Source organism: Streptomyces venetus, assembly GCF_039540295.1.
In the GTDB taxonomy this organism is placed as follows: Bacteria; Actinomycetota; Actinomycetes; order Streptomycetales; family Streptomycetaceae; genus Streptomyces; species Streptomyces venetus.
On record NZ_BAABET010000016.1, the window covers coordinates 44,945 to 62,602 of the forward strand.

At 70.5% G+C, this 17,658-nt stretch carries 14 protein-coding genes and 1 pseudogene; 9 read left to right on the plus strand and 6 right to left on the minus strand.

The features are described 5' to 3' along the window. A complete protein-coding gene (locus tag ABEA82_RS36895; RefSeq protein ID WP_345666129.1) occupies window positions 1–477 on the minus strand; it encodes a hypothetical protein in 477 nt (158 codons plus the stop codon). Between the two features lie 143 nt (window positions 478–620). Between ABEA82_RS36895 and ABEA82_RS36900 the strand changes: the two genes are divergently transcribed. Genes ABEA82_RS36900 through ABEA82_RS36910 form a run of 3 tightly spaced genes read left to right on the plus strand, consistent with a single transcriptional unit; the run spans window position 621 to window position 3,512 of the window. Next, complete coding sequence (locus ABEA82_RS36900; protein ID WP_345666130.1) at window positions 621–1,172, plus strand: MTB12 C-terminal domain-containing protein; 552 nt, start codon at window positions 621–623, stop codon at window positions 1,170–1,172. After that, complete coding sequence (locus ABEA82_RS36905) at window positions 1,147–2,433, plus strand: ABC transporter substrate-binding protein (protein ID WP_345666131.1); 1,287 nt, start codon at window positions 1,147–1,149, stop codon at window positions 2,431–2,433. Before ABEA82_RS36900 ends, ABEA82_RS36905 begins: the two co-directional genes overlap by 26 nt. A 38-nt stretch (window positions 2,434–2,471) precedes the next feature. Continuing rightward, window positions 2,472–3,512 (plus strand): helix-turn-helix transcriptional regulator, encoded by a 1,041-nt coding sequence (locus ABEA82_RS36910; protein WP_345666132.1) that lies wholly within the window; start codon window positions 2,472–2,474, stop codon window positions 3,510–3,512. On the opposite strand, the pseudogene ctaD reads toward ABEA82_RS36910, so the two are convergent. Next, window positions 3,511–5,082: pseudogene (gene ctaD / locus ABEA82_RS36915) on the minus strand (aa3-type cytochrome oxidase subunit I); the annotation flags it as partial. The gene ABEA82_RS36910 and the pseudogene ctaD sit on opposite strands and share 2 nt — an antisense overlap. Window positions 5,083–5,533: 451 nt before the next feature. On the opposite strand from ctaD, the gene ABEA82_RS36920 reads away from it, so the two are divergent. Further along, window positions 5,534–5,749, plus strand: a complete 216-nt coding sequence (locus ABEA82_RS36920) for an I78 family peptidase inhibitor (protein WP_003989240.1) — start codon at window positions 5,534–5,536, stop codon at window positions 5,747–5,749. Between the two features lie 65 nt (window positions 5,750–5,814). Here the strand turns inward: ABEA82_RS36920 and ABEA82_RS36925 are convergent, their stop codons facing one another. Together ABEA82_RS36925 and ABEA82_RS36930 are read right to left on the minus strand one after the other, a co-directional pair. Continuing rightward, the gene (locus tag ABEA82_RS36925) at window positions 5,815–6,804 is read right to left on the minus strand and encodes a phosphatase PAP2 family protein (RefSeq protein WP_345666133.1); all 990 of its coding nucleotides are present in this window, start codon (window positions 6,802–6,804) and stop codon (window positions 5,815–5,817) included. A gap of 227 nt (window positions 6,805–7,031) precedes the next feature. Then, window positions 7,032–8,234, minus strand: coding sequence for a mannosyltransferase family protein (locus ABEA82_RS36930; protein WP_345666134.1), 1,203 nt, complete (start codon window positions 8,232–8,234; stop codon window positions 7,032–7,034). A gap of 264 nt (window positions 8,235–8,498) precedes the next feature. On the opposite strand from ABEA82_RS36930, the gene ABEA82_RS36935 reads away from it, so the two are divergent. Together ABEA82_RS36935 and ABEA82_RS36940 are read left to right on the plus strand one after the other, a co-directional pair. Continuing rightward, window positions 8,499–10,127 (plus strand): MFS transporter, encoded by a 1,629-nt coding sequence (locus ABEA82_RS36935; protein WP_345666135.1) that lies wholly within the window; start codon window positions 8,499–8,501, stop codon window positions 10,125–10,127. A 276-nt stretch (window positions 10,128–10,403) separates the two neighbouring features. After that, a complete protein-coding gene (locus tag ABEA82_RS36940; protein ID WP_345666136.1) occupies window positions 10,404–11,594 on the plus strand; it encodes an acyl-CoA dehydrogenase family protein in 1,191 nt (396 codons plus the stop codon). Between the two features lie 37 nt (window positions 11,595–11,631). Here the strand turns inward: ABEA82_RS36940 and ABEA82_RS36945 are convergent, their stop codons facing one another. Next, window positions 11,632–12,069: a cell division protein SepF gene (locus tag ABEA82_RS36945; RefSeq protein WP_003989235.1), complete on the minus strand. Its 438-nt coding sequence runs from the start codon at window positions 12,067–12,069 to the stop codon at window positions 11,632–11,634. A gap of 290 nt (window positions 12,070–12,359) precedes the next feature. Between ABEA82_RS36945 and ABEA82_RS36950 the strand changes: the two genes are divergently transcribed. The 3 genes from ABEA82_RS36950 to ABEA82_RS36960 all read left to right on the plus strand — a co-directional run bounded on the left by ABEA82_RS36950 (window position 12,360) and on the right by ABEA82_RS36960 (window position 16,252). Further along, the gene (locus ABEA82_RS36950) at window positions 12,360–13,592 is read left to right on the plus strand and encodes a DUF5685 family protein (protein WP_345666137.1); all 1,233 of its coding nucleotides are present in this window, start codon (window positions 12,360–12,362) and stop codon (window positions 13,590–13,592) included. A gap of 241 nt (window positions 13,593–13,833) precedes the next feature. Next, window positions 13,834–14,739, plus strand: coding sequence for a S1 family peptidase (locus ABEA82_RS36955; RefSeq protein WP_345666138.1), 906 nt, complete (start codon window positions 13,834–13,836; stop codon window positions 14,737–14,739). A 430-nt stretch (window positions 14,740–15,169) separates the two neighbouring features. Continuing rightward, window positions 15,170–16,252 carry a S1 family peptidase gene (locus ABEA82_RS36960; RefSeq protein WP_345666139.1) on the plus strand — a complete coding sequence of 361 codons (1,083 nt, stop codon included), beginning with the start codon at window positions 15,170–15,172 and terminating at the stop codon, window positions 16,250–16,252. Window positions 16,253–16,495: 243 nt separating this feature from the next. On the opposite strand, the gene ABEA82_RS36965 is transcribed toward ABEA82_RS36960, so the two are convergent. Next, window positions 16,496–17,515: an ABC transporter permease family protein gene (locus tag ABEA82_RS36965; protein ID WP_345666140.1), complete on the minus strand. Its 1,020-nt coding sequence runs from the start codon at window positions 17,513–17,515 to the stop codon at window positions 16,496–16,498. Window positions 17,516–17,658: the final 143 nt, after the last annotated feature.

Genomic DNA, 17,658 nt, shown 5'->3' on the forward strand with positions numbered 1-17,658 from the left:
TCAGCCGGTCTCTTCGGCGGGTTCGCAGATCGGGCAGGGGCTCAGCTCCCCGCTCGCCACCAGCCCGGAGTCCACCGCGACCGCCTCCGCCCTGCCCGCGACCAGCGGGCAGTCCGCGCGGTGCCACAGCGTGCCGCCCGGCACCATCAGCAGCTCGCCGCTGACCGCGAGCGGTGCGAGCGCGGCGCGTCCGGTCTCGTCCCCGTCGGCAGGCTCGGCCGTGACCAGCAGGCCGTACAGCTCCTCCACGCGCGCGGCGGCGATCGAGCCCCGGCCGTGGGCCAGCAGCACGGCCCCGGAGACGATCAGTGCCACGCCGGGGATGGTGCAGGAGGCGAGGTACGGCAGCTGCCGTTCGGCGAAACGCTCCCCGGAGACGCCGTACCAGCCGACGACGCACAGCACCGCGCCGGCGGCCACCGCGGCCCAGCCGGCCCAGAGGACGGGATGCACGGTCCGCAGTCGGTTCGTCCGCATCGCTGGCTCCCACACGTCGGTTGTCCGGGCACGTGTCTGGCTGCCTGTTCAAGTCCGCCGATCGCTTGCACTATGCCCCTTGGAAGCTGACCCTGAAAGCACCGGGCGCACATGGCCCGGACCGACACCCGGTGGTGAGCCAGATGGTTCTCGGCAGCGACCTCAGGCGGGGGAACGCGAAGCGGGGCCCACGAGCCGCGGGACGGGGCACGGCGATCGCGGCCGCCCTGGTCCTGGCCGTCGCACCGGTCCTCGCGGCATGCAGTGACGACAACGGCGGCGGCAGCGCGAGCACGCCCCCCACACCGACCGCGGAGCAGACCACCAGCGCGCCGGCGGACCCGGCCGCGGCCGAGTCGCAGATCAAGCAGAACTGGCAGAAGTTCTTCGACCCGAACACCTCGACCGAGGACAAGCTGGCTGTCCTGCAGAACGGCGAACAGATGGCACCCGTCCTCAAGGCCTTCAGCGGTGACGCCCGCGGCGGGCAGGTCGAGGCGAAGGTCACCAAGGTCCGGTTCACCTCGGCGACCGAGGCGGACGTGACATACACGCTCACCCTGAAGGGCGCCACCGCTCTGCCGAACGCCTCCGGGACCTCGGTCGAGCAGGACGGCGTCTGGAAGGTGTCCGTCAAGACCCTGTGCTCGCTGGTGCAGATGAGCGGTAATGGGTCGCCGGTCCCGGGTTGCTGAGATCCTCACCGCGGTGCTGCTGCTCGCCCTGAGCGCGGCCTGCGGCAGCCGGCTCCCGGAGAGCGACTTCGAGCACGCCGACCGCACCACGCCGCCCCGTGACTCCGGGCCCCTGCGGGTCGGCATCATCACCAGCGCCACCAGCCCCGTCGGCGGCAGCGCGTTCACCGGCCCGCGCGACGGCGCCAGGGCCTGGTTCGACCGGCTCAACGCGCGCGGCGGCATCGACGGCCGCCGCGTGGAGGTACGCGAGTGCGACGACGGCGGCAGCGGAATCGGCGACAACGAGTGCGTGCACAAGCTGGTCGAGGAGGACAAGGTCGTCGCCCTGGTCGCCACCACCGTCCTGGACTACGCCGGCGCCTCCCGCGTCTCACGCGCGCGGGTGCCCGACATCGGCGGCCAGCCCATCGGCAGCGCCTACGACACCTACCCGCACCTCTACGGCATCTACGGCAGCCTGGCGCCCCGCGACGGCACCACCGGCTGGGACGGCGAGCTGTACGGCGGCACCGAGGTCTACCGCTACTTCAAACGCGAGCACGGCGCCCGCACCGCCGCCGTCGTCTCCTACAACCAGTCCGCCTCCGCCGCCTACGCCCGGCTCGTCGAGCGGGGCCTGCGCGCCGAGGGCTACAAAGTCGTCACCGAGCAGGTCGACTTCGCCCTGCCCAACTTCCGCGCCGTCGCGGCCGACCTGAAGGAGCAGGGCGCCGACCTGGTCTTCGACGCCATCGACGGCCACGGCAACGCCCAGCTCTGCCAGGCCATGGACCAGGTCGGCGCCCACGTCACCGCCAAGGTGACCAACGTGCAGAACTGGACGTCCACCGTCCCCGAGGACTACAAGGACGCCCCGCGCTGCCGCAACGCCCTCTGGGCGACCGGCTCGAGCCGCAACTACGAGGACACCGGCGAGGCGGCCGTACGGGAGTTCCGCGAGGCGACGAAGGGCCTGAAGACGCACTCCCAGTGGCAGCTGGAGGGGTGGGCGGCCGCACGGTGGTTCACGGACGCCGCGAAGTCCTGCGCACGGACGGGCATCACGCGCGCGTGCGTCGACGCCTTCATGAACCGCAGCGAGGGGTACACCGCCGCCGGCCTGCTCCTGCCCGTGGAGTTCGCGCGGCTCCCCGAGCCGCCGCAGACCCGGCGGACCTGCCTGTCGGTGGCCCGCTGGCAGGACGGCAGGGGCTGGGTGGGCCAGGGCGACATGAACCGCACCTGCTTCACCGTCCCGCAACTGGCCTACTCGCCTTGAGGACAGCAGGTGTCCGCAAGGGCTGGCAGACTCGCCCCATGTCGGAGACCTCGGCCCGCCTGCTGCGTCTGCTCTCCCTGCTCCAGGCCCACCGCGAGTGGTCCGGTGCCGACCTGGCGGAGCGGCTCGGCGTCAGCGCCCGCACCCTGCGCCGGGACGTCGACCGGCTGCGCGGACTCGGCTACCCGGTCAACGCCAGCCCCGGCACGGGCGGCGGCTACCAGCTGGGCGCCGGAGCCGAACTGCCGCCGCTGCTCCTGGACGACGACGAGGCCGTGGCGGTGGCGATCGGACTGCGCACGGCCGCCGGGCAGGGCATCGAGGGCATCGGCGAGACCTCGGTGCGGGCCCTCGCCAAACTGGAACAGGTGCTGCCGAACCGGCTGCGCCGCCGCGTGGGCGCCCTGAACGCCTTCACCGTGCCGATGCTGCGCGGGCCCTTGCCCGACGCCGTCGACCCGGCCGTGCTGACCGAACTCGCCCACCTCTGCCGGGACGCCGAGCGGCTGCGCTTCGAGTACCGCGGACACGACGGCACCCTCAGCCGCCGCAGCGTCGAACCGCACCGCCTGGTGTGCACCGAACGCCGCTGGTACCTGGTCGCCTGGGACCTGGACCGGGAGGACTGGCGCACCTTCCGCGCCGACCGCGTCACGCCCAGGCCGCCGCACGGCCCGCGCTTCGTGCCGCGCGAGCCGCCCGCCGAGGACCTCGCCGCCTACGTCTCCCAGGGCGTCTCCACGCGGGTGTACGCCACCCACGCCGTGGTACGGCTCCTGGCGCCCCTGGAGGAGGCCGCCGCGCACATCTCGCCCTCCGCCGGGGTGCTGGAGGCCGAGGGCCCGGACAGCTGCCTGTTGCGCTGCGGAGCCGGCAGCCTCGACGTGATGGTGATCCACGTGGTCATGCTGGGCTTCGAGTTCGAGGTGCTGGAACCGGTGGAGCTGGTCGAGGCGGTCAGGAGGACTCGCGACCGGCTTGATGCCGCTCTGGCTCGGGCTGCGACGTCACCGCCGCGTACTGCGGATGGTGCAGGTCGAACGCCGGCGACTCCGACCGGATCCGGGGCAGCGTCGTGAAGTTGTGCCGGGGCGGCGGGCAGGAGGTCGCCCACTCCAGGGAACGGCCGTAGCCCCAGGGGTCGTCGGTCTCGACCTTCTCGCCGTACTTGGCGGTCTTCCACACGTTGTAGAGGAACGGCAGGGTCGAGATGCCGAGCAGGAACGCGCCGATCGTCGAGACGGTGTTGAGCGCGGTGAACCCGTCCGCGGCGAGGTAGTCCGCGTACCGGCGGGGCATGCCCTCGGCGCCCAGCCAGTGCTGCACCAGGAAGGTGGTGTGGAAGCCGACGAAGAGCGCCCAGAACTGGATCTTGCCGAGCCGTTCGTCGAGCATCTTCCCGGTGAACTTGGGCCACCAGAAGTAGAAGCCGGCGAAGATCGCGAAGACGACGGTGCCGAAGACGACGTAGTGGAAGTGCGCGACCACGAAGTACGAGTCCGTCACATGGAAGTCCATCGGCGGTGACGCCAGGATCACCCCGGTCAGCCCGCCGAACAGGAACGTCACCAGGAAGCCCGTCGCCCACAGCATGGGCGTCTCGAACGACAGCGAGCCCTTGAGCATGGTGCCGGTCCAGTTGAAGAACTTCACGCCCGTCGGCACCGCGATCAGGAAGCTCACGAAGGAGAAGAACGGCAGCAGCACCGCACCCGTGGCGAACATGTGGTGCGCCCACACCACCACTGACAGGCCGGTGATCGCCATGGTGGCGCCGACCAGCGTCAGGTAGCCGAACATCGGCTTGCGGCTGAAGACCGGGATGATCTCCGTGATGATCCCGAAGAACGGCAGCGCGATGATGTACACCTCGGGATGGCCGAAGAACCAGAACAGGTGCTGCCACAGGATCGCCCCGCCGTTGGCCGCGTCGAAGACCTGTGCGCCGAACCGCCGGTCCGCCTCCAGCACCAGCAGCGCCGCCGCGAGGACCGGGAAGGCCATCAGGATCAGGATCGACGTGAACAGCGTGTTCCAGGTGAAGATCGGCATCCGGAACATCGTCATGCCGGGGGCGCGCATCCCGATGATCGTGGTGATGAAGTTGACCGCGCCGAGGATCGTGCCGAAGCCGGACAGCGCCAGCCCCATGATCCACAAATCGGCCCCGATCCCCGGGGTGCGCTCCGCGCTGTTGAGCGGGGCGTAGGCGAACCAGCCGAAGTCGGCCGGCCCGGAGGGCACCACCAGGGAGCCGAGCACGATCAGCCCGCCGAAGAGGAACAGCCAGTACGAGAGCATGTTCAGCCGCGGGAAGGCGACGTCGGGGGAGCCGATCTGCAACGGCATCAGCTCGTTCGCGAAGCCCGCGAAGCTCGGTGTCGCGAACAGCAGCAGCATGATCGTGCCGTGCATCGTGAACAGCTGGTTGAACTCCGTGTTGTCGAGGAGCTGGAGGCCGGGACGGGCCAGCTCTGCGCGCATCAGCATCGCCATCACACCGGCGATCAGGAAGAACACGAACGACGTGATCAGGTAGAGGTGGCCGATCTTCTTGTGGTCCGTCGTCGTCAGCCAGTCGACGACCACCCGGCCGTGCTTCGTTCGCGGCACGGGCCGCGCCGTCGCCTGTACGGTCTGCGTCCCCATCGCTCGCTCGCCCCTTCGCTCATCGCGTGCCGGGCCCGCCGAAGCCCGCGCCACACGTACCCGCGAGCCCACGTCATGATGCTCGCGTCACCGCGCGCTCCGACAGGGGGCGTACCGGCCTCTTCGGGCCGAAGCCATGCATTTCCCGTGCCGCGCCGGCCGCGCGGGCCCGGTCCGGCACCGGAATGGAACGGGCTCCGGAGGCACTTCTCCCGGAACTTTCCGCCGGGCTTTTCCATGGCCTCATGTGACACGCGGAATTCCCGATCGAATGCCTGCGGAAGGCCTACAGAACCGCTCGTCCGTGTGACGGACAACGCCCGAAACTCCTGCCATGATCTTGTGACAGAAGCGTGACAGGCGAGGGACGGAAGGGGACGGAACGGGGCTGTGTGACCTTGCTTACCGGCCCGGACTTCCCGGCTCCCCGGGCAGGACATAGCGTGGCGGTATGGCACCGAATCCGACACCTTCCGCGGAACCCGACGACAGCCCGGACACCTATGTCGGCCTGGAGGCAGGCCGTGCCGAACACCTCGCGCGCGAGCGCGGCTGGCCGACGGTGCGCTCGCTGCCGCCGGGGGCGATCATCACGATGGAGTACCGCGTGGGGCGGCTGAACTTCGAGGTGAAGGGCGGCCGGGTGGCGCGGGCCTGGAAGGGCTGAGACACGGCGAGGGCCCCGGTTCCGGAAGGGAACCGGGGCCCTCAACGTGTGCCGTCAGCCGCCCGTCAGGGGCGGGCCGAGGAGGCCGAGCCGCGTGGGTGCCGCTCCGGGTGCCGCTCCGCGTGCGGCGGACGGCGGCTGCCGGCCGGGGTGATCGGAGTGCGCTCCGAGCGGGTGGTGTGCGGGCCCGGGGCCAGATAGGCGGGGGCCCGGGGCGAGCGGGCCGCGACGTCGTCCCGGTCGGGCAGCGGCGTGACCACCACGGGCGGCGCGCCGCCGACGGCGGCAGCGGACGCCGAGCGGCTCCGCCAGCGCTCGCGCAGGTCGAAGATCGTGGCCTCGGCACGGGCGATCAGCGGCTCGAACCACGGCAGGCCGAGCATGATCAGCAGGCCGGCGGTCCAGCCGAGGAGGACATCGCTCAACCAGTGCGTACCGAGGTAGACGGTGGCCATGCCGACACCGAGCGAGGTCACCGCGGAGACGGCGGACAGCCAGCGCTGCGCTCTCGCGCCGGAAGCCAGGTAGGCCAGGATTCCCCAGGTCACGACGGCGTTCGCGGTGTGACCGCTCGGAAATATATCGCCGCCGCGCCACATCTCGTTCGAGCCGATGACGGTCGCGTAGTGCGGCCCCAGGCGGCCCATGCCGTACTTGGCGGCGCCGACCGTGATGTTCAGCAGCAGCAGCGAGACGCCGAGGGCGAGCAGCGGGCGCAGGGTGTGCTGCCGCCAGGAGCGCCAGCCCAGCCAGGCCGCGACCATCACGGCGGTCGGGCCGCGCTGGCCGAGCACCACGTAGTAGTCGACGAACCAGTGGATCCCGGACCACTGCTGGTACGGCCGGAAGAACATGACCTGCCAGTCGAGCCGGACCAGCCAGGACGTGATCACCACGGCCCACACGATCGCGCCGTAGAAGGCCAGGGTCGCCGCGAAGAGCACGATGCGGTGCCTGCTCATCTTCGGCACATCGATGTGGGCCGGTCGTTCCGGCTCACGATCCAGCCGGGCGAAGACCCGGTCCAGACGGGTGAGCTTCGGTTCGGTACGCACCCAATCGACGTTACAGCGAGTGAGCTGAGATCCCGCTCGAATCAACGGCTTTGTGATGACGATGTGATGTGGGATTCCTCTCAGAAGGAGGTTTATTTCCACTGAATCTGTAATCGTCGGCCGCTGCGGCCTTCAATTCGTTTGATCATTCCGGGTGACGGTTTTATCGCGCTTTTGAATTCGTTCACCGGAGCATGGCGCGGAATTCTCCCGGTGCTCACAGCGGGTCAGGGCGGACCCGAGCCGTTCAGCCAGAACGCCCCGTACACCGCCGAGGCGATCGCCACGGCCCCGAGCACCAACGCTGACCTGCGCGGACGCAGCCGGGCGAGGGCCAGGGCGAGGGGCAGCAACAGCGGGAAGGCGGGCAGCAGCAGGCGCGGTTTCGAGCCGAAGTAGCTCGACGCGCACAGGGCGAGCGCGACGACGACGCCGGTGTAGACCAGCAACGGGAGCGGCTGCCGCCCACGTACCCCGGCCACATACAGCCAGACGACTGACGCGACCCCGAGGATCAGCCCCATGCCGGCCAGGGCCGACGGGAACGACGCGAACTTTTCGCCGACGAACCGGGCGAAGGCATAGCCCCCGTCGAACCCGTTGCGCCATCCGGCCTGCACGTCGAGATAGCCGAGCGGCCCCTTGCCGGTCCGGTGGCCGACCCACAGGACGTACCCGGCCGCACCGAGGGGGGCGAGCAGCATGCCGAGCACGCGGCGGGCGACGTCGGCGCCGGCCGGGGCGGGGGCGCGTAGCGCGTCACGGGCGCCGTCCGGCCCTGCCGCGCGTCGATCCCGCACGAAGGTGGCCATGCCCGCCGCCCACACCGCGGCCACCACGGCCAGCCCCACCGGGCGGGTCAGCCCCGCCAGCAGGGCCAGCGTGCCCGCGGACACCCAGCGGCCCGTCAGGACGGCGTACAGCGCCCACGCGGCGAGCGCCGTGAACAGGGACTCGCTGTACGCCATCGACTGCACGATCCCGACCGGGAGCACCGCCCACAGCAGCACCGCGCACACCCCGGCCCGGCGGCCGTACACATGGTCCGCGACCGCGAAGATCCCCCAGGCGGCGGCGACCGACGCGCACAGGCTGACGACGAAACCGCCGTCCGCGTACGACAGCGGGGACACCGCCGCCACCAGCCGCTCCAGCCAGGGCAGCAGTGGGAAGAACGCGAGGTTGGAGTGCACGTCTCCGTCGGGCAGGCGCACTTCGTAGCCGTAGCCGAGTTCGGCGACCCTGGTGTACCAGAGCGCGTCCCAGCGGGCGGTCAGCAGCGTGTACGCGCTCTTGTCCCGCGCCGCGCTCCACACGGCCAGGGTGACGAGGCCCAGGGCGCGGACGGCCGCGTACCCGGCGAGCGCCGGGGCCGCCCGGCGCAGCGCCCCGGCGCGGGGCGGGGCCGCGCGCGTCTCGAGATCGATCACGGGCCCGATTATCGACCCGGGGCGGAACCGGCCGGTCGTCCGGGGCGTGGTCGACCGAGAGGGGAGTGGCGTACGCCACATCGTTCCGGCGGAACCGTGAGAGGTCCGCCACTCGGCTTGCGCGCGGACTCGCGTACTCTGACGTGTCACTCGCTTTTTCGTTTGCGCGGGCCGGGGACCACCGCTCCTCTCCGGCCGAGTCGCGGGGGCGTCCCCCACCCCGTGAGCCCGCCGATCGCGAGGGAACATCTGGGAGGTACGTGCATGTCCGGGACGACCACGGCCGCCGCCGCGCTGCGCCGTCGGGCGGCCGGGTCCGGTGCCAACCGCTGGGTGGTCCTGGTCGTCCTCTGCGTCAGCCTGCTGCTGGTCGCCGTCGACGCCACCGTGCTGCACGTGGCGGTCCCCGCCGTCACGGAGGACCTGAAGCCCGGCGGGATAGAGCTGCTCTGGATCGTCGACGTCTATCCACTGGTCTGTGCCTCGCTGCTGATCCTGTTCGGCACGCTGGGCGATCGCGTGGGGCGCAGGAGGATCCTGCTCCTCGGGTATGCGCTGTTCGGCGTCGCCTCCGGGATGGCGGCCCTGGCCGACAACGCCCAGGTCCTGATCGTGGCGCGGGCGCTGCTCGGCGTGGGCGGCGCGATGATCATGCCCGCGACGCTGTCGATCCTGCGGCAGGTCTTCCCCGACCGACGTGAGCGGGCGCTCGCGATCGGCATCTGGAGCGCCGTGGCCGCGGTCGGCGCGGCGGTCGGACCGTTGCTCGGCGGCTTCCTGCTGGAGCACTTCTGGTGGGGCTCGGTCTTCCTCGTCAACATTCCGTTGATGCTGGTCAGTCTCCCGGTGGGGCGGCTGCTGCTGCCCGAGTCGAAGGGCGAGGGGGACGGCCCCTGGGACGTCGTCGGTGCGCTGATGGCGGCGGCCGGGTTGTTCGGCGTGGTGCTGGGCGTCAAGCGGCTCGGCGGCGGCGAGTCGCTGGGGAGCCTGCTCACCGTGCCGCCGCTGGTGGTGGGAGCGCTGCTGGTGATCGGCTTCGTACGACGGCAGCGGCGGCGGACGCATCCGCTGGTGGACCTGAAGATGTTCGCGCGGCCGGCGTTCAGCACGTCCGTCGGGTGCATCGTGCTGGCGATGCTCGCGCTGGTCGGACTCGAACTGATCGCGGCGCAGTACCTCCAGTTGGTGCTCGGGCTGTCTCCGCTGGAGACGGGGCTGCGGCTGCTGCCGCTGACGTTCGCCGCGATGGCGGCGGGGCTGGCGGGGGCGCGGATGCTGCGGCGGTTCGGGCCGCGGCGGATGGTGTGCTTCGGCTTCTGCCTGACGGCGTTCGCCGTGGTGCTGCTGACCGCGATGGGCCGGACGGACGACTGGGCGCTGATGGTGGCCTCCTTCGTGCTGCTGGGCTTCGGACTGGAGACGACGCTGTTCGGGGCGTACGAGTCGATGCTGAGCGAGGCGCCGCAGGAGCAGGCCGGTGGGGCGGCGGCGATCGGGGAGACGTCGTACCAGCTGGGGGCGGGGATCGGGATCGCTCTGCTCGGCACCGTGATGAACGCGGCGTACGCGCCGGGGTTGTCGGGTGTGCCGGGTGTTCCGCAGTCGGCTTCCGCCTCGGCGGGGCATTCGCTGGGGGAGGCGTACGAGGTGGCCGCGCGGCTGGGCGGGAGCGCGGGGGTCGCTCTGCGTCATGCGGCCCGGGACTCGTTCGTGCACGGGCTGCATGTGACGTTGCTGGTGAGTGCGGGGTTGTTGGTGTTGGGGGCGGTGATGGCGTTGCGGTTGCCGCGGGTCATGCAGTGCGAGGAGGAGGGCGCTGGGGCCGGGGCCGGGGAGGGCACGGTGGAGGTGCCCGCACAGAGGGACGCCGCGGAGTCGCGGGTCTCCGCGTAGCTCGCCCACTCACGCACCGCCCGCGGTGGGGGTGGGCGGGGGGTTCTGGGTCAGGGGGATGGCGTCCGGCCGCCGGCCGCCAGGTGTCCGGCCCCCAGCGCCAGTGCGGATGCGGGGGCCTTGGGTGCCGGGGTCGTGCCCGCAGGCGCCGATGGTGATGCGTCCCCGCGGGCGACCTTTCCTCGTTGGTTGGCAGCTACGGGTGGTGCGGGGGTGGGCGGAGGTCGTAGCTTCTTTATTAGCAGTGCTAGTTAAAGAGCCTCGGAGGGTGTCGTCATGTCCGTGTCGTCCAAGCTGCCCCCCTTCGACCCCGTCGACCCCCTCGGCCTCGACGACCTGCTGGAGCCGGAGGACCTCGGGATCAGGGACACTGTGCGGGCCTGGGCCGCGGACCGGGTGCTGCCGTATGTCGCCGAGTGGTACGAGAAGGGGGAGCTGCCCGGGATCCGGGAGCTCGCGAAGGAGCTCGGCGGCCTCGGAGCCCTCGGGATGTCCCTCGACGGGTACGGGTGCGCCGGCGCGTCCGCCGTGCAGTACGGGCTGGCGTGCCTCGAGCTGGAGGCCGCCGACTCGGGGATCCGGTCCCTCGTCTCCGTGCAGGGCTCTCTCGCCATGTACGCGATCCACCGGTTCGGCAGCGAGGAGCAGAAGCAGCAGTGGCTGCCCCGTATGGCCGCCGGTGAGGTCATCGGCTGCTTCGGGCTCACCGAGCCCGACCACGGCTCCGACCCCGCCTCCATGCGGACCCACGCCAAGCGTGACGGCACCGACTGGGTGCTGTCCGGCCGCAAGATGTGGATCACCAACGGGTCCGTGGCCGGGGTGGCCGTGGTGTGGGCGCAGACGGACGACGGGATCCGGGGGTTCGTCGTGCCGACCGACACCGCCGGGTTCTCCGCACCCGAGATCAAGCACAAGTGGTCCCTGCGGGCCTCCGTCACCAGCGAACTCGTCCTCGACGACGTACGGCTGCCCGCCGACGCCGTCCTGCCGGAGGGCACCGGCCTGCGCGGGCCGCTCAGTTGTCTGTCGCACGCCCGGTACGGGATCGTCTGGGGCGCCATGGGCGCCGCCCGCAGCAGCTTCGAGGCCGCGGTCGACTACGCGAAGTCTCGGGAGCAGTTCGGGCGGCCCATCGGCGGCTTCCAGCTCACCCAGGCCAAACTCGCCGACATGGCGGTCGAACTGCACAAGGGGATTCTGCTCGCCCACCATCTGGGGCGGCGGATGGACGCCGGCCGCCTGCGCCCCGAGCAGGTCAGCTTCGGCAAGCTCAACAACGTACGGGAGGCGATCGAGATCTGCCGTACGGCCCGCACCATCCTCGGGGCGAACGGGATCTCCCTCGAATACCCCGTGATGCGGCACGCGACCAACCTCGAGTCGGTGCTCACCTACGAGGGCACCGTCGAGATGCACCAGCTCGTGCTGGGCAAGGCGCTCACCGGGCTCGACGCCTTCCGGTGAACCCCGCGCGGAGGCAGGGCCGGTGAGCGGCCCTGCCTCAGCTCTGGTTGAAGAAGCCGTCCGTGCGGTGCCCGGTCGGGTCGCCGTTCACGATCTCCGTGTTGGCGGGGGTCAGCAGGAACACGCGGGTCGACACCCGCTCGATGGAACCGCGCAGGCCGAAGATCAGCCCTGCCGCGAAGTCCACCACGCGCTTGGCGTCGGCCGCGTCCATGGCCGTGAGGTTCATGATGACCGGCACGCCCTCCCGGAACAGCTCGCCGATGGCGCGTGCGTCCCGGAAGCTGTCCGGGGTCACCGTGCCGATGCGGCGGCCCTTCTCCTCGGCGACGTCCGAGGCCACCTTGACGCGCGGATCGGTGACCCAGGCGTCCCCGGGCTCGGTCCCGTCGGAGTAGTCGTCGTCGTAGTAACGCTCGTCTTCGTTGTCGTCGACGAGGCCAAGCCAGGCACTTGCCTTGCGTACCGATCCCATGGACGCCTCCTCTCACAGCGGTCTTTCTGCTTTCCGCACCCCTATGGTCGTCCATGATGCGGATGGCGCGCCAAGTGGATAGACGCCGCGCGGGGGGTTTGTGACGGTACTGGTGCACAGCGAATCCGTCGAGAGTCCGTGTGTCCCAAGGGTCGTTTCCCAAACGGCTGCTGACTGTGAGTGAAATACGATTCTTCCCGGCGTCCGGGTGACGGCCGGGGCGTACGGGTGAACACCCGCCTCGGTACGATGCCGCAGCTCAGCGTCGTAACGAAGCCCGGGGGAACGTCGTGTTCGGAATCGTCAGGCCTTGCAGGCACCGGCTCGGAGAGAAGTACACGAGCCAGTGGATGGCGCATTTGTGCGGACTGTGCCTCGCACTGCGCGGTGACCACGGACAGTTCTCTCGAATAGTGACGAACTATGACGGTCTACTCATATCAATTTTGACGGAGGCTCAGGCGCGGCACGGCGGAACCGGGCGGCGAACGGCCGGGCCGTGCCCGCTGCGCGGCATGCGCACCGCCTCCGTCGCACACGGCGAGGGTGCCCGCCTGGCAGCGGCCGTCTCCCTTGTACTGGCCTCGGCGAAGGTGCGCGACCACGTGACCGACCGTGACGGGCTGTTGGCCCGCAGGCCGGTGGCGCGTGCCGCCCGCCGGGTCGCGGCGAGCTGGGACGCGGCCGGTGCCCGGACCGGCACGGCCGTCGGGTTCGACACCGCCGTCCTGGTCGACGCCGTGGACCGGCAGAGCGGCATCGAGTCGCTCGCCGGGCCCGGGACGCCGCTCCTGACGGTCACCGAACCGACCGAGACCGCCACCGCCGCCGCCTTCGCGCACACGGCCGTCCTGGCCGGCCGGCCGCACAACGCCGGGCCGCTCGCCGAAGCGGGGCGGCTCTTCGGGCGCCTGGCCCACCTGCTGGACGCCGTGGAGGACCTGCACGCTGACGCCGCGTCAGGCGCCTGGAACCCCATCGCCGCGACCGGCACCTCTCTGGTGGAGGCACGGCGGCTCGCCGACGACGCGGTGGCCGGAGTGCGGCTCGCGCTGCGCGACGTGGAGTTCGACGATGCCGCGCTCGTGCATCTGCTCCTCACGCACGAGCTGCGTCGTTCGGTGGACCGGGCGTTCGGCACGGTGCCGGTGTGCGCGTCGCATCAGGGCGGCGGGCCGTACGGGCCGGGTCCGTACGGGCAGCAGCCGCCTCAGGGGCCGTACGCTCACGGGCCCGGCTCCCCGCAGCACCCGTACGCGGGCGGTGGCGGGAATCCGTACGCCGGCGGTGGAGGAGCGTACGGCGGCGGTGGGTTCGGTGGTGGCGTGCCGGCGCCGCAGCCGCCCCGGGGGCGGCGCGGGTTCTGGGCCGGCTGCGGGATGTTCTGGCTGCTGTGCTGCACGTGCAAGCTGTGCTGCGCCGAGGAGTACGAGGGCCCGTGGTCCCGCAAGAAGCGCGAGGGCTGCTGCCGGGACTGTGACTGCGACGGATGCGACTGCTGCTGCCCCTGCGACGGTTGCTGACCCGTTCGCGGCGGGGGTGCGGTAGGGGGCGCGGGTGCGATACGGGCCGTCTGGTAAAGGTCTTTCAAAGGTTGGCGGCCGAAAGGCCCTCTTGCGCCGACCGGCCGTTCGGCCGAATACTCCCCCCAGCGCTTGTCAGGGGCACGGCGTGTTCGGAAACCGGACACGCGGCCCCAGGCTGCGCCTCACGGGCCCGAAAACCCCACGAGGGCCCCCTACTTCCTTTGTGGAGGAACGAAAAGTGAGGATCAAGCGCACCACCCCTCGCAGTGGCATTTCGAGACGGACCCGGCTGATCGCCGTCTCCACCGGCCTCGTGGCCGCTGCCGCGATCGCGATCCCCAGCGCGAACGCGTCCGACACCCCCTCCACCTTCAGCGCCGCGGAGCTCAAGAGCGCCAGCGGATCCTTGCTGAAGGCCGACATCCCGGGCACCGCCTGGGCCGTCGACAGCAAGAACAACCGCGTGCTGCTGACCGTGGACAGCACGGTCACCCAGGCTGAGATAGCGAAGATCAAGCAGCAGGCCGGCGGCAACGCCGACGCGCTCACGATCAAGCGCACCCCCGGCAAGTTCAACAAGCTCATCCAGGGCGGCGACGCCATCTATGCGAGTAGCTGGCGCTGCTCCCTCGGCTTCAACGTCCAGAACAGCAGCGGGCAGCAGTTCTTCCTGACCGCCGGCCACTGCACCGACGGCGCGGGCACCTGGTACTCCAACTCCGGCCGCACCACGGTCATCGGCTCGACCGCCGGCTCCAGCTTCCCGGGCAACGACTACGGGCTCGTGCGCTACAGCGGCTCCGTCAGCCGTCCCGGCACCGCGAACGGCGTGGACATCACCCGCGCGGCCACCCCGAGCGTGGGCACCACCGTCATCCGCGACGGTTCCACGAGCGGTACGCACAGCGGCCGTGTCACCGCCCTCAACGCCACCGTCAACTACGGTGGCGGCGACGTCGTCTCCGGCCTGATCCAGACCACCGTCTGCGCCGAGCCCGGTGACTCCGGCGGTTCGCTCTACGGCAGCAACGGCACCGCGTACGGTCTGACCTCCGGCGGCAGCGGTGACTGCACCTCCGGCGGCACGACGTTCTTCCAGCCCGTCACAGAGGCCCTGAGCGCCTACGGCGTCAGCGTGTACTAGGCCCCGTCGGGCAGTGGTTCGCAGCGTTTTGCGCCCCCGCACGTACTACGTGCGGGGGCCTTCCTGTTTGGTGTGAGTTGTGGGGGATGGTGGAGGTTTCGCGGTGGTGTGGAGATGGTGTGTCAGTGGGCTTTTTGTGGCTACTGGTTGAGGTCGGTCGATGGGCGGTTTTCAGTCATGGGTGGACCTCGCAGAGTGCGCACACATTACTCACGCGTAATGTTTGCAGTGTGAACACCCGGGAGTTGGGTCCGATTTGGCCAGGGGCGGTTCATATGAGGGGGCGTGCGGTCCGTCATCTACGCGCGTCCTGAACTCGACCTTGTGTGCTCCCCGTTGTCCTCGGAATAGTGGGCGCTCGTCAACGAAGCCTTCCGGTTCGCGAGGTCCCCACAACCTCCCGGACCGTCCCCCCACAGGAGGACAGAAGTTGAAGCACCGACGCATATCCAAGCGGCGTGCAGCCGTGGCAGGTGGCGGAATAGTCGCCCTGGTCGCCGCGGGAGTCACCTTGCAGTCTGCGAACGCGAGCGAGACGCCTGAGGTCTCCGCGCCCAAGACCCTGTCGGTCGCGGCGGCCGGAAAGCTCGCCTCGACGCTGGCACAGGACCTGGGCGGCGACGCGGCGGGTACGTACTACGACACCAAGAGCAAGAGCCTTGTGGTGAACGTGCTCGACGAGGCCGCCGCGGATGCGGTCGAGAAGGCCGGCGCCAAGGCGAGAATCGTGGCGAACTCGCTCGCCGAACTGAAGAGCGCCCGCAGCACGCTGAAGGCGGACGCGACGATCCCGGGTACCGCCTGGGTGACCGACCCGACGACCAACAAGGTCGTCGTGACCGCGGACCGTACGGTGTCCGAGGCGGAGTGGTCGACGCTGACCAAGGTCGTCGACGGGCTGGGCGCGAAGGCCGAGCTCCAGCGGACGAAGGGGGAGTACAAGCCCTTCGTCGCCGGTGGGGACGCCATCACCGGTGGCAGTGGTCGCTGCTCGCTCGGCTTCAATGTGGTCAAGGGTGGAGAACCGTTTTTCCTGACCGCCGGGCACTGCACCGAGAGCATCTCGACGTGGTCCGACTCCAGCGGCAAGAAGATCGGGACCAACGCGGACTCCAGCTTCCCGGACAACGACTACGGGCTGGTCAAGTACACCGCGGAGGTGGCTCACCCGAGTGAGGTGAACCTCTACAACGGGTCGGCGCAGAAGATCACGGGTGCGGCCGAGGCGACCGTCGGTATGAAGGTCACGCGGAGCGGGTCTACGACCCAGGTGCACGACGGGAAGGTCACGGGGCTGGACGCCACCGTGAACTACGGCAACGGCGACATCGTGAACGGTCTGATCCAGACCGACGTGTGCGCGGAGCCGGGGGACAGTGGCGGGTCGCTGTTCTCGGGTGACAAGGCGGTCGGGCTCACGTCCGGTGGCAGCGGTGACTGCACCTCGGGTGGGGAGACGTTCTTCCAGCCGGTGACGGAGGCGCTGTCGGCGACCGGGACCGAGATCGGCTGACGCCGCGGCTTTCCGAAGTCCCGCCCCTTGTGTGAGGGGCGGGGCTTTTGCGTGTATCCGCGGCTTTCGTGCTTGCGTCGCCTGCCGGGTTGTGGGTCGGGGGCGTGCCGGGGGGTGTCCGTCCTCGGAACGGCGCGTCGCTGTTACATACCGGCTGACTGGCGTTCTACGCGCCGCCCGCTGCGGGCGGACACCCCCCGGCACGCCCCCTTCCGTGCGTCGACGGCTGCGGGTGCGTGGGTGTCACGGTTGCGTCGGCGCTTGTGCGCGCTTTCGTAGTGCGGCAGCCGCCAGGGTGATCGCGGCTCCCGCCACTGCCCATGCCGAGAGGATCAGGAGGGGGCCGGTCATCGCGTTGTTGTCGAAGTAGGCGATGGAGCGGGTCGACCATGTGCCGGCGCCCGGGGGGAGGGCCGGGCCGATCGCCTTCCAGAAGGGGGGTAGGAGGGGTGGGGGGAGGGGGCCTCCGGAGCTCGGGTTGCCGAGGATCACCACCAGGAGGATGACCAGGCCGATGCCGATGGTGCCGAAGAGGCCCTGGAAGGCGAGGGTGGCCGCGCCCACGGCGAAGATGATCAGGGTGCCGAGGCCCCAGAGGGCGGCTGTGCTGCCGGAGAGGGCGTCGAGGATCGGGCCGGCGATGAGGGCTCCGCCCAGGCCGCCGAGGACGGCGACCAGGGCAATGACCGCCAAGCGGATCGCGGCGCGGGTGGGGTTCGAGGGTTTCGCTCCGGCGCTCAGGGCCAGGGCCGCGGCGCCCAGGTAGCCGCCCACGCACCAGCCGACCACCAGGTAGAAGGACGAGAGTCCGTTGGGGTCGTGGGTGGCGGACGGGATCACGTCGATCGTCCGGAGCGTGCGTCGTTCCGCTCTCTCCAGCGTGGTGACGAGGGCGGTCAGTGTGGCGGAGAGGGATCTGCCGCCGCCGGAGGCGACCAGGAGGGTGTCGGTGCCGGTCGGGTCGATGATCAGGGCGGCGTCGATGTCCCGCTCGTTGATCTGCTTCCGGGCGGTGGCCGCGTCGGGCAGGGCGCGGGGGTCCAGGGGGGTGCCGGGCAGCTGTTCCAGTCGGGTCACCGCCTGGGCGGAGGCGGCTCGTGGGGCGACCACTCCGAAGGGCACGTCCTTGGGTTCGGGGTCGTGCAGCGCCCCCACGTAGGAGGCGATGAACAGTAGCTGGAGGGCGAGCACGCCGACGATGAGGAGGGTGGCCCGGGGGGTGACGGCGTCTCTCACCTCGCTGGGGAACAAGCTGTGCGGCATGCCTCCACGGTCGGGGGCTACCCGGTGTTTTCGCAGGTGGGGTGGGGCCGAACGGATGTCGCACACATATTCGAAATTTGGTCTATGGTGGGGGTGAGGTAGCTGGGAACAGACGTTCGATAGCCGAGTTGCTCACGAGTGCG

What these genes read in the sequence shown, in the direction of transcription:
- ABEA82_RS36965 (WP_345666140.1), bottom strand. Translation starts at nt 17,515, where the DNA reads ATGCCGCACAGCTTGTTCCCCAGCGAGGTGAGAGACGCCGTCACCCCC.
- ABEA82_RS36910 (WP_345666132.1), top strand. Translation starts at nt 2,472, where the DNA reads ATGTCGGAGACCTCGGCCCGCCTGCTGCGTCTGCTCTCCCTGCTCCAG.
- ABEA82_RS36940 (WP_345666136.1), top strand. Translation starts at nt 10,404, where the DNA reads ATGTCCGTGTCGTCCAAGCTGCCCCCCTTCGACCCCGTCGACCCCCTC.
- ABEA82_RS36905 (WP_345666131.1), top strand. Translation starts at nt 1,147, where the DNA reads ATGGGTCGCCGGTCCCGGGTTGCTGAGATCCTCACCGCGGTGCTGCTG.
- ABEA82_RS36900 (WP_345666130.1), top strand. Translation starts at nt 621, where the DNA reads ATGGTTCTCGGCAGCGACCTCAGGCGGGGGAACGCGAAGCGGGGCCCA.
- ABEA82_RS36935 (WP_345666135.1), top strand. Translation starts at nt 8,499, where the DNA reads ATGTCCGGGACGACCACGGCCGCCGCCGCGCTGCGCCGTCGGGCGGCC.
- ABEA82_RS36895 (WP_345666129.1), bottom strand. Translation starts at nt 477, where the DNA reads ATGCGGACGAACCGACTGCGGACCGTGCATCCCGTCCTCTGGGCCGGC.
- ABEA82_RS36920 (WP_003989240.1), top strand. Translation starts at nt 5,534, where the DNA reads ATGGCACCGAATCCGACACCTTCCGCGGAACCCGACGACAGCCCGGAC.
- ABEA82_RS36945 (WP_003989235.1), bottom strand. Translation starts at nt 12,069, where the DNA reads ATGGGATCGGTACGCAAGGCAAGTGCCTGGCTTGGCCTCGTCGACGAC.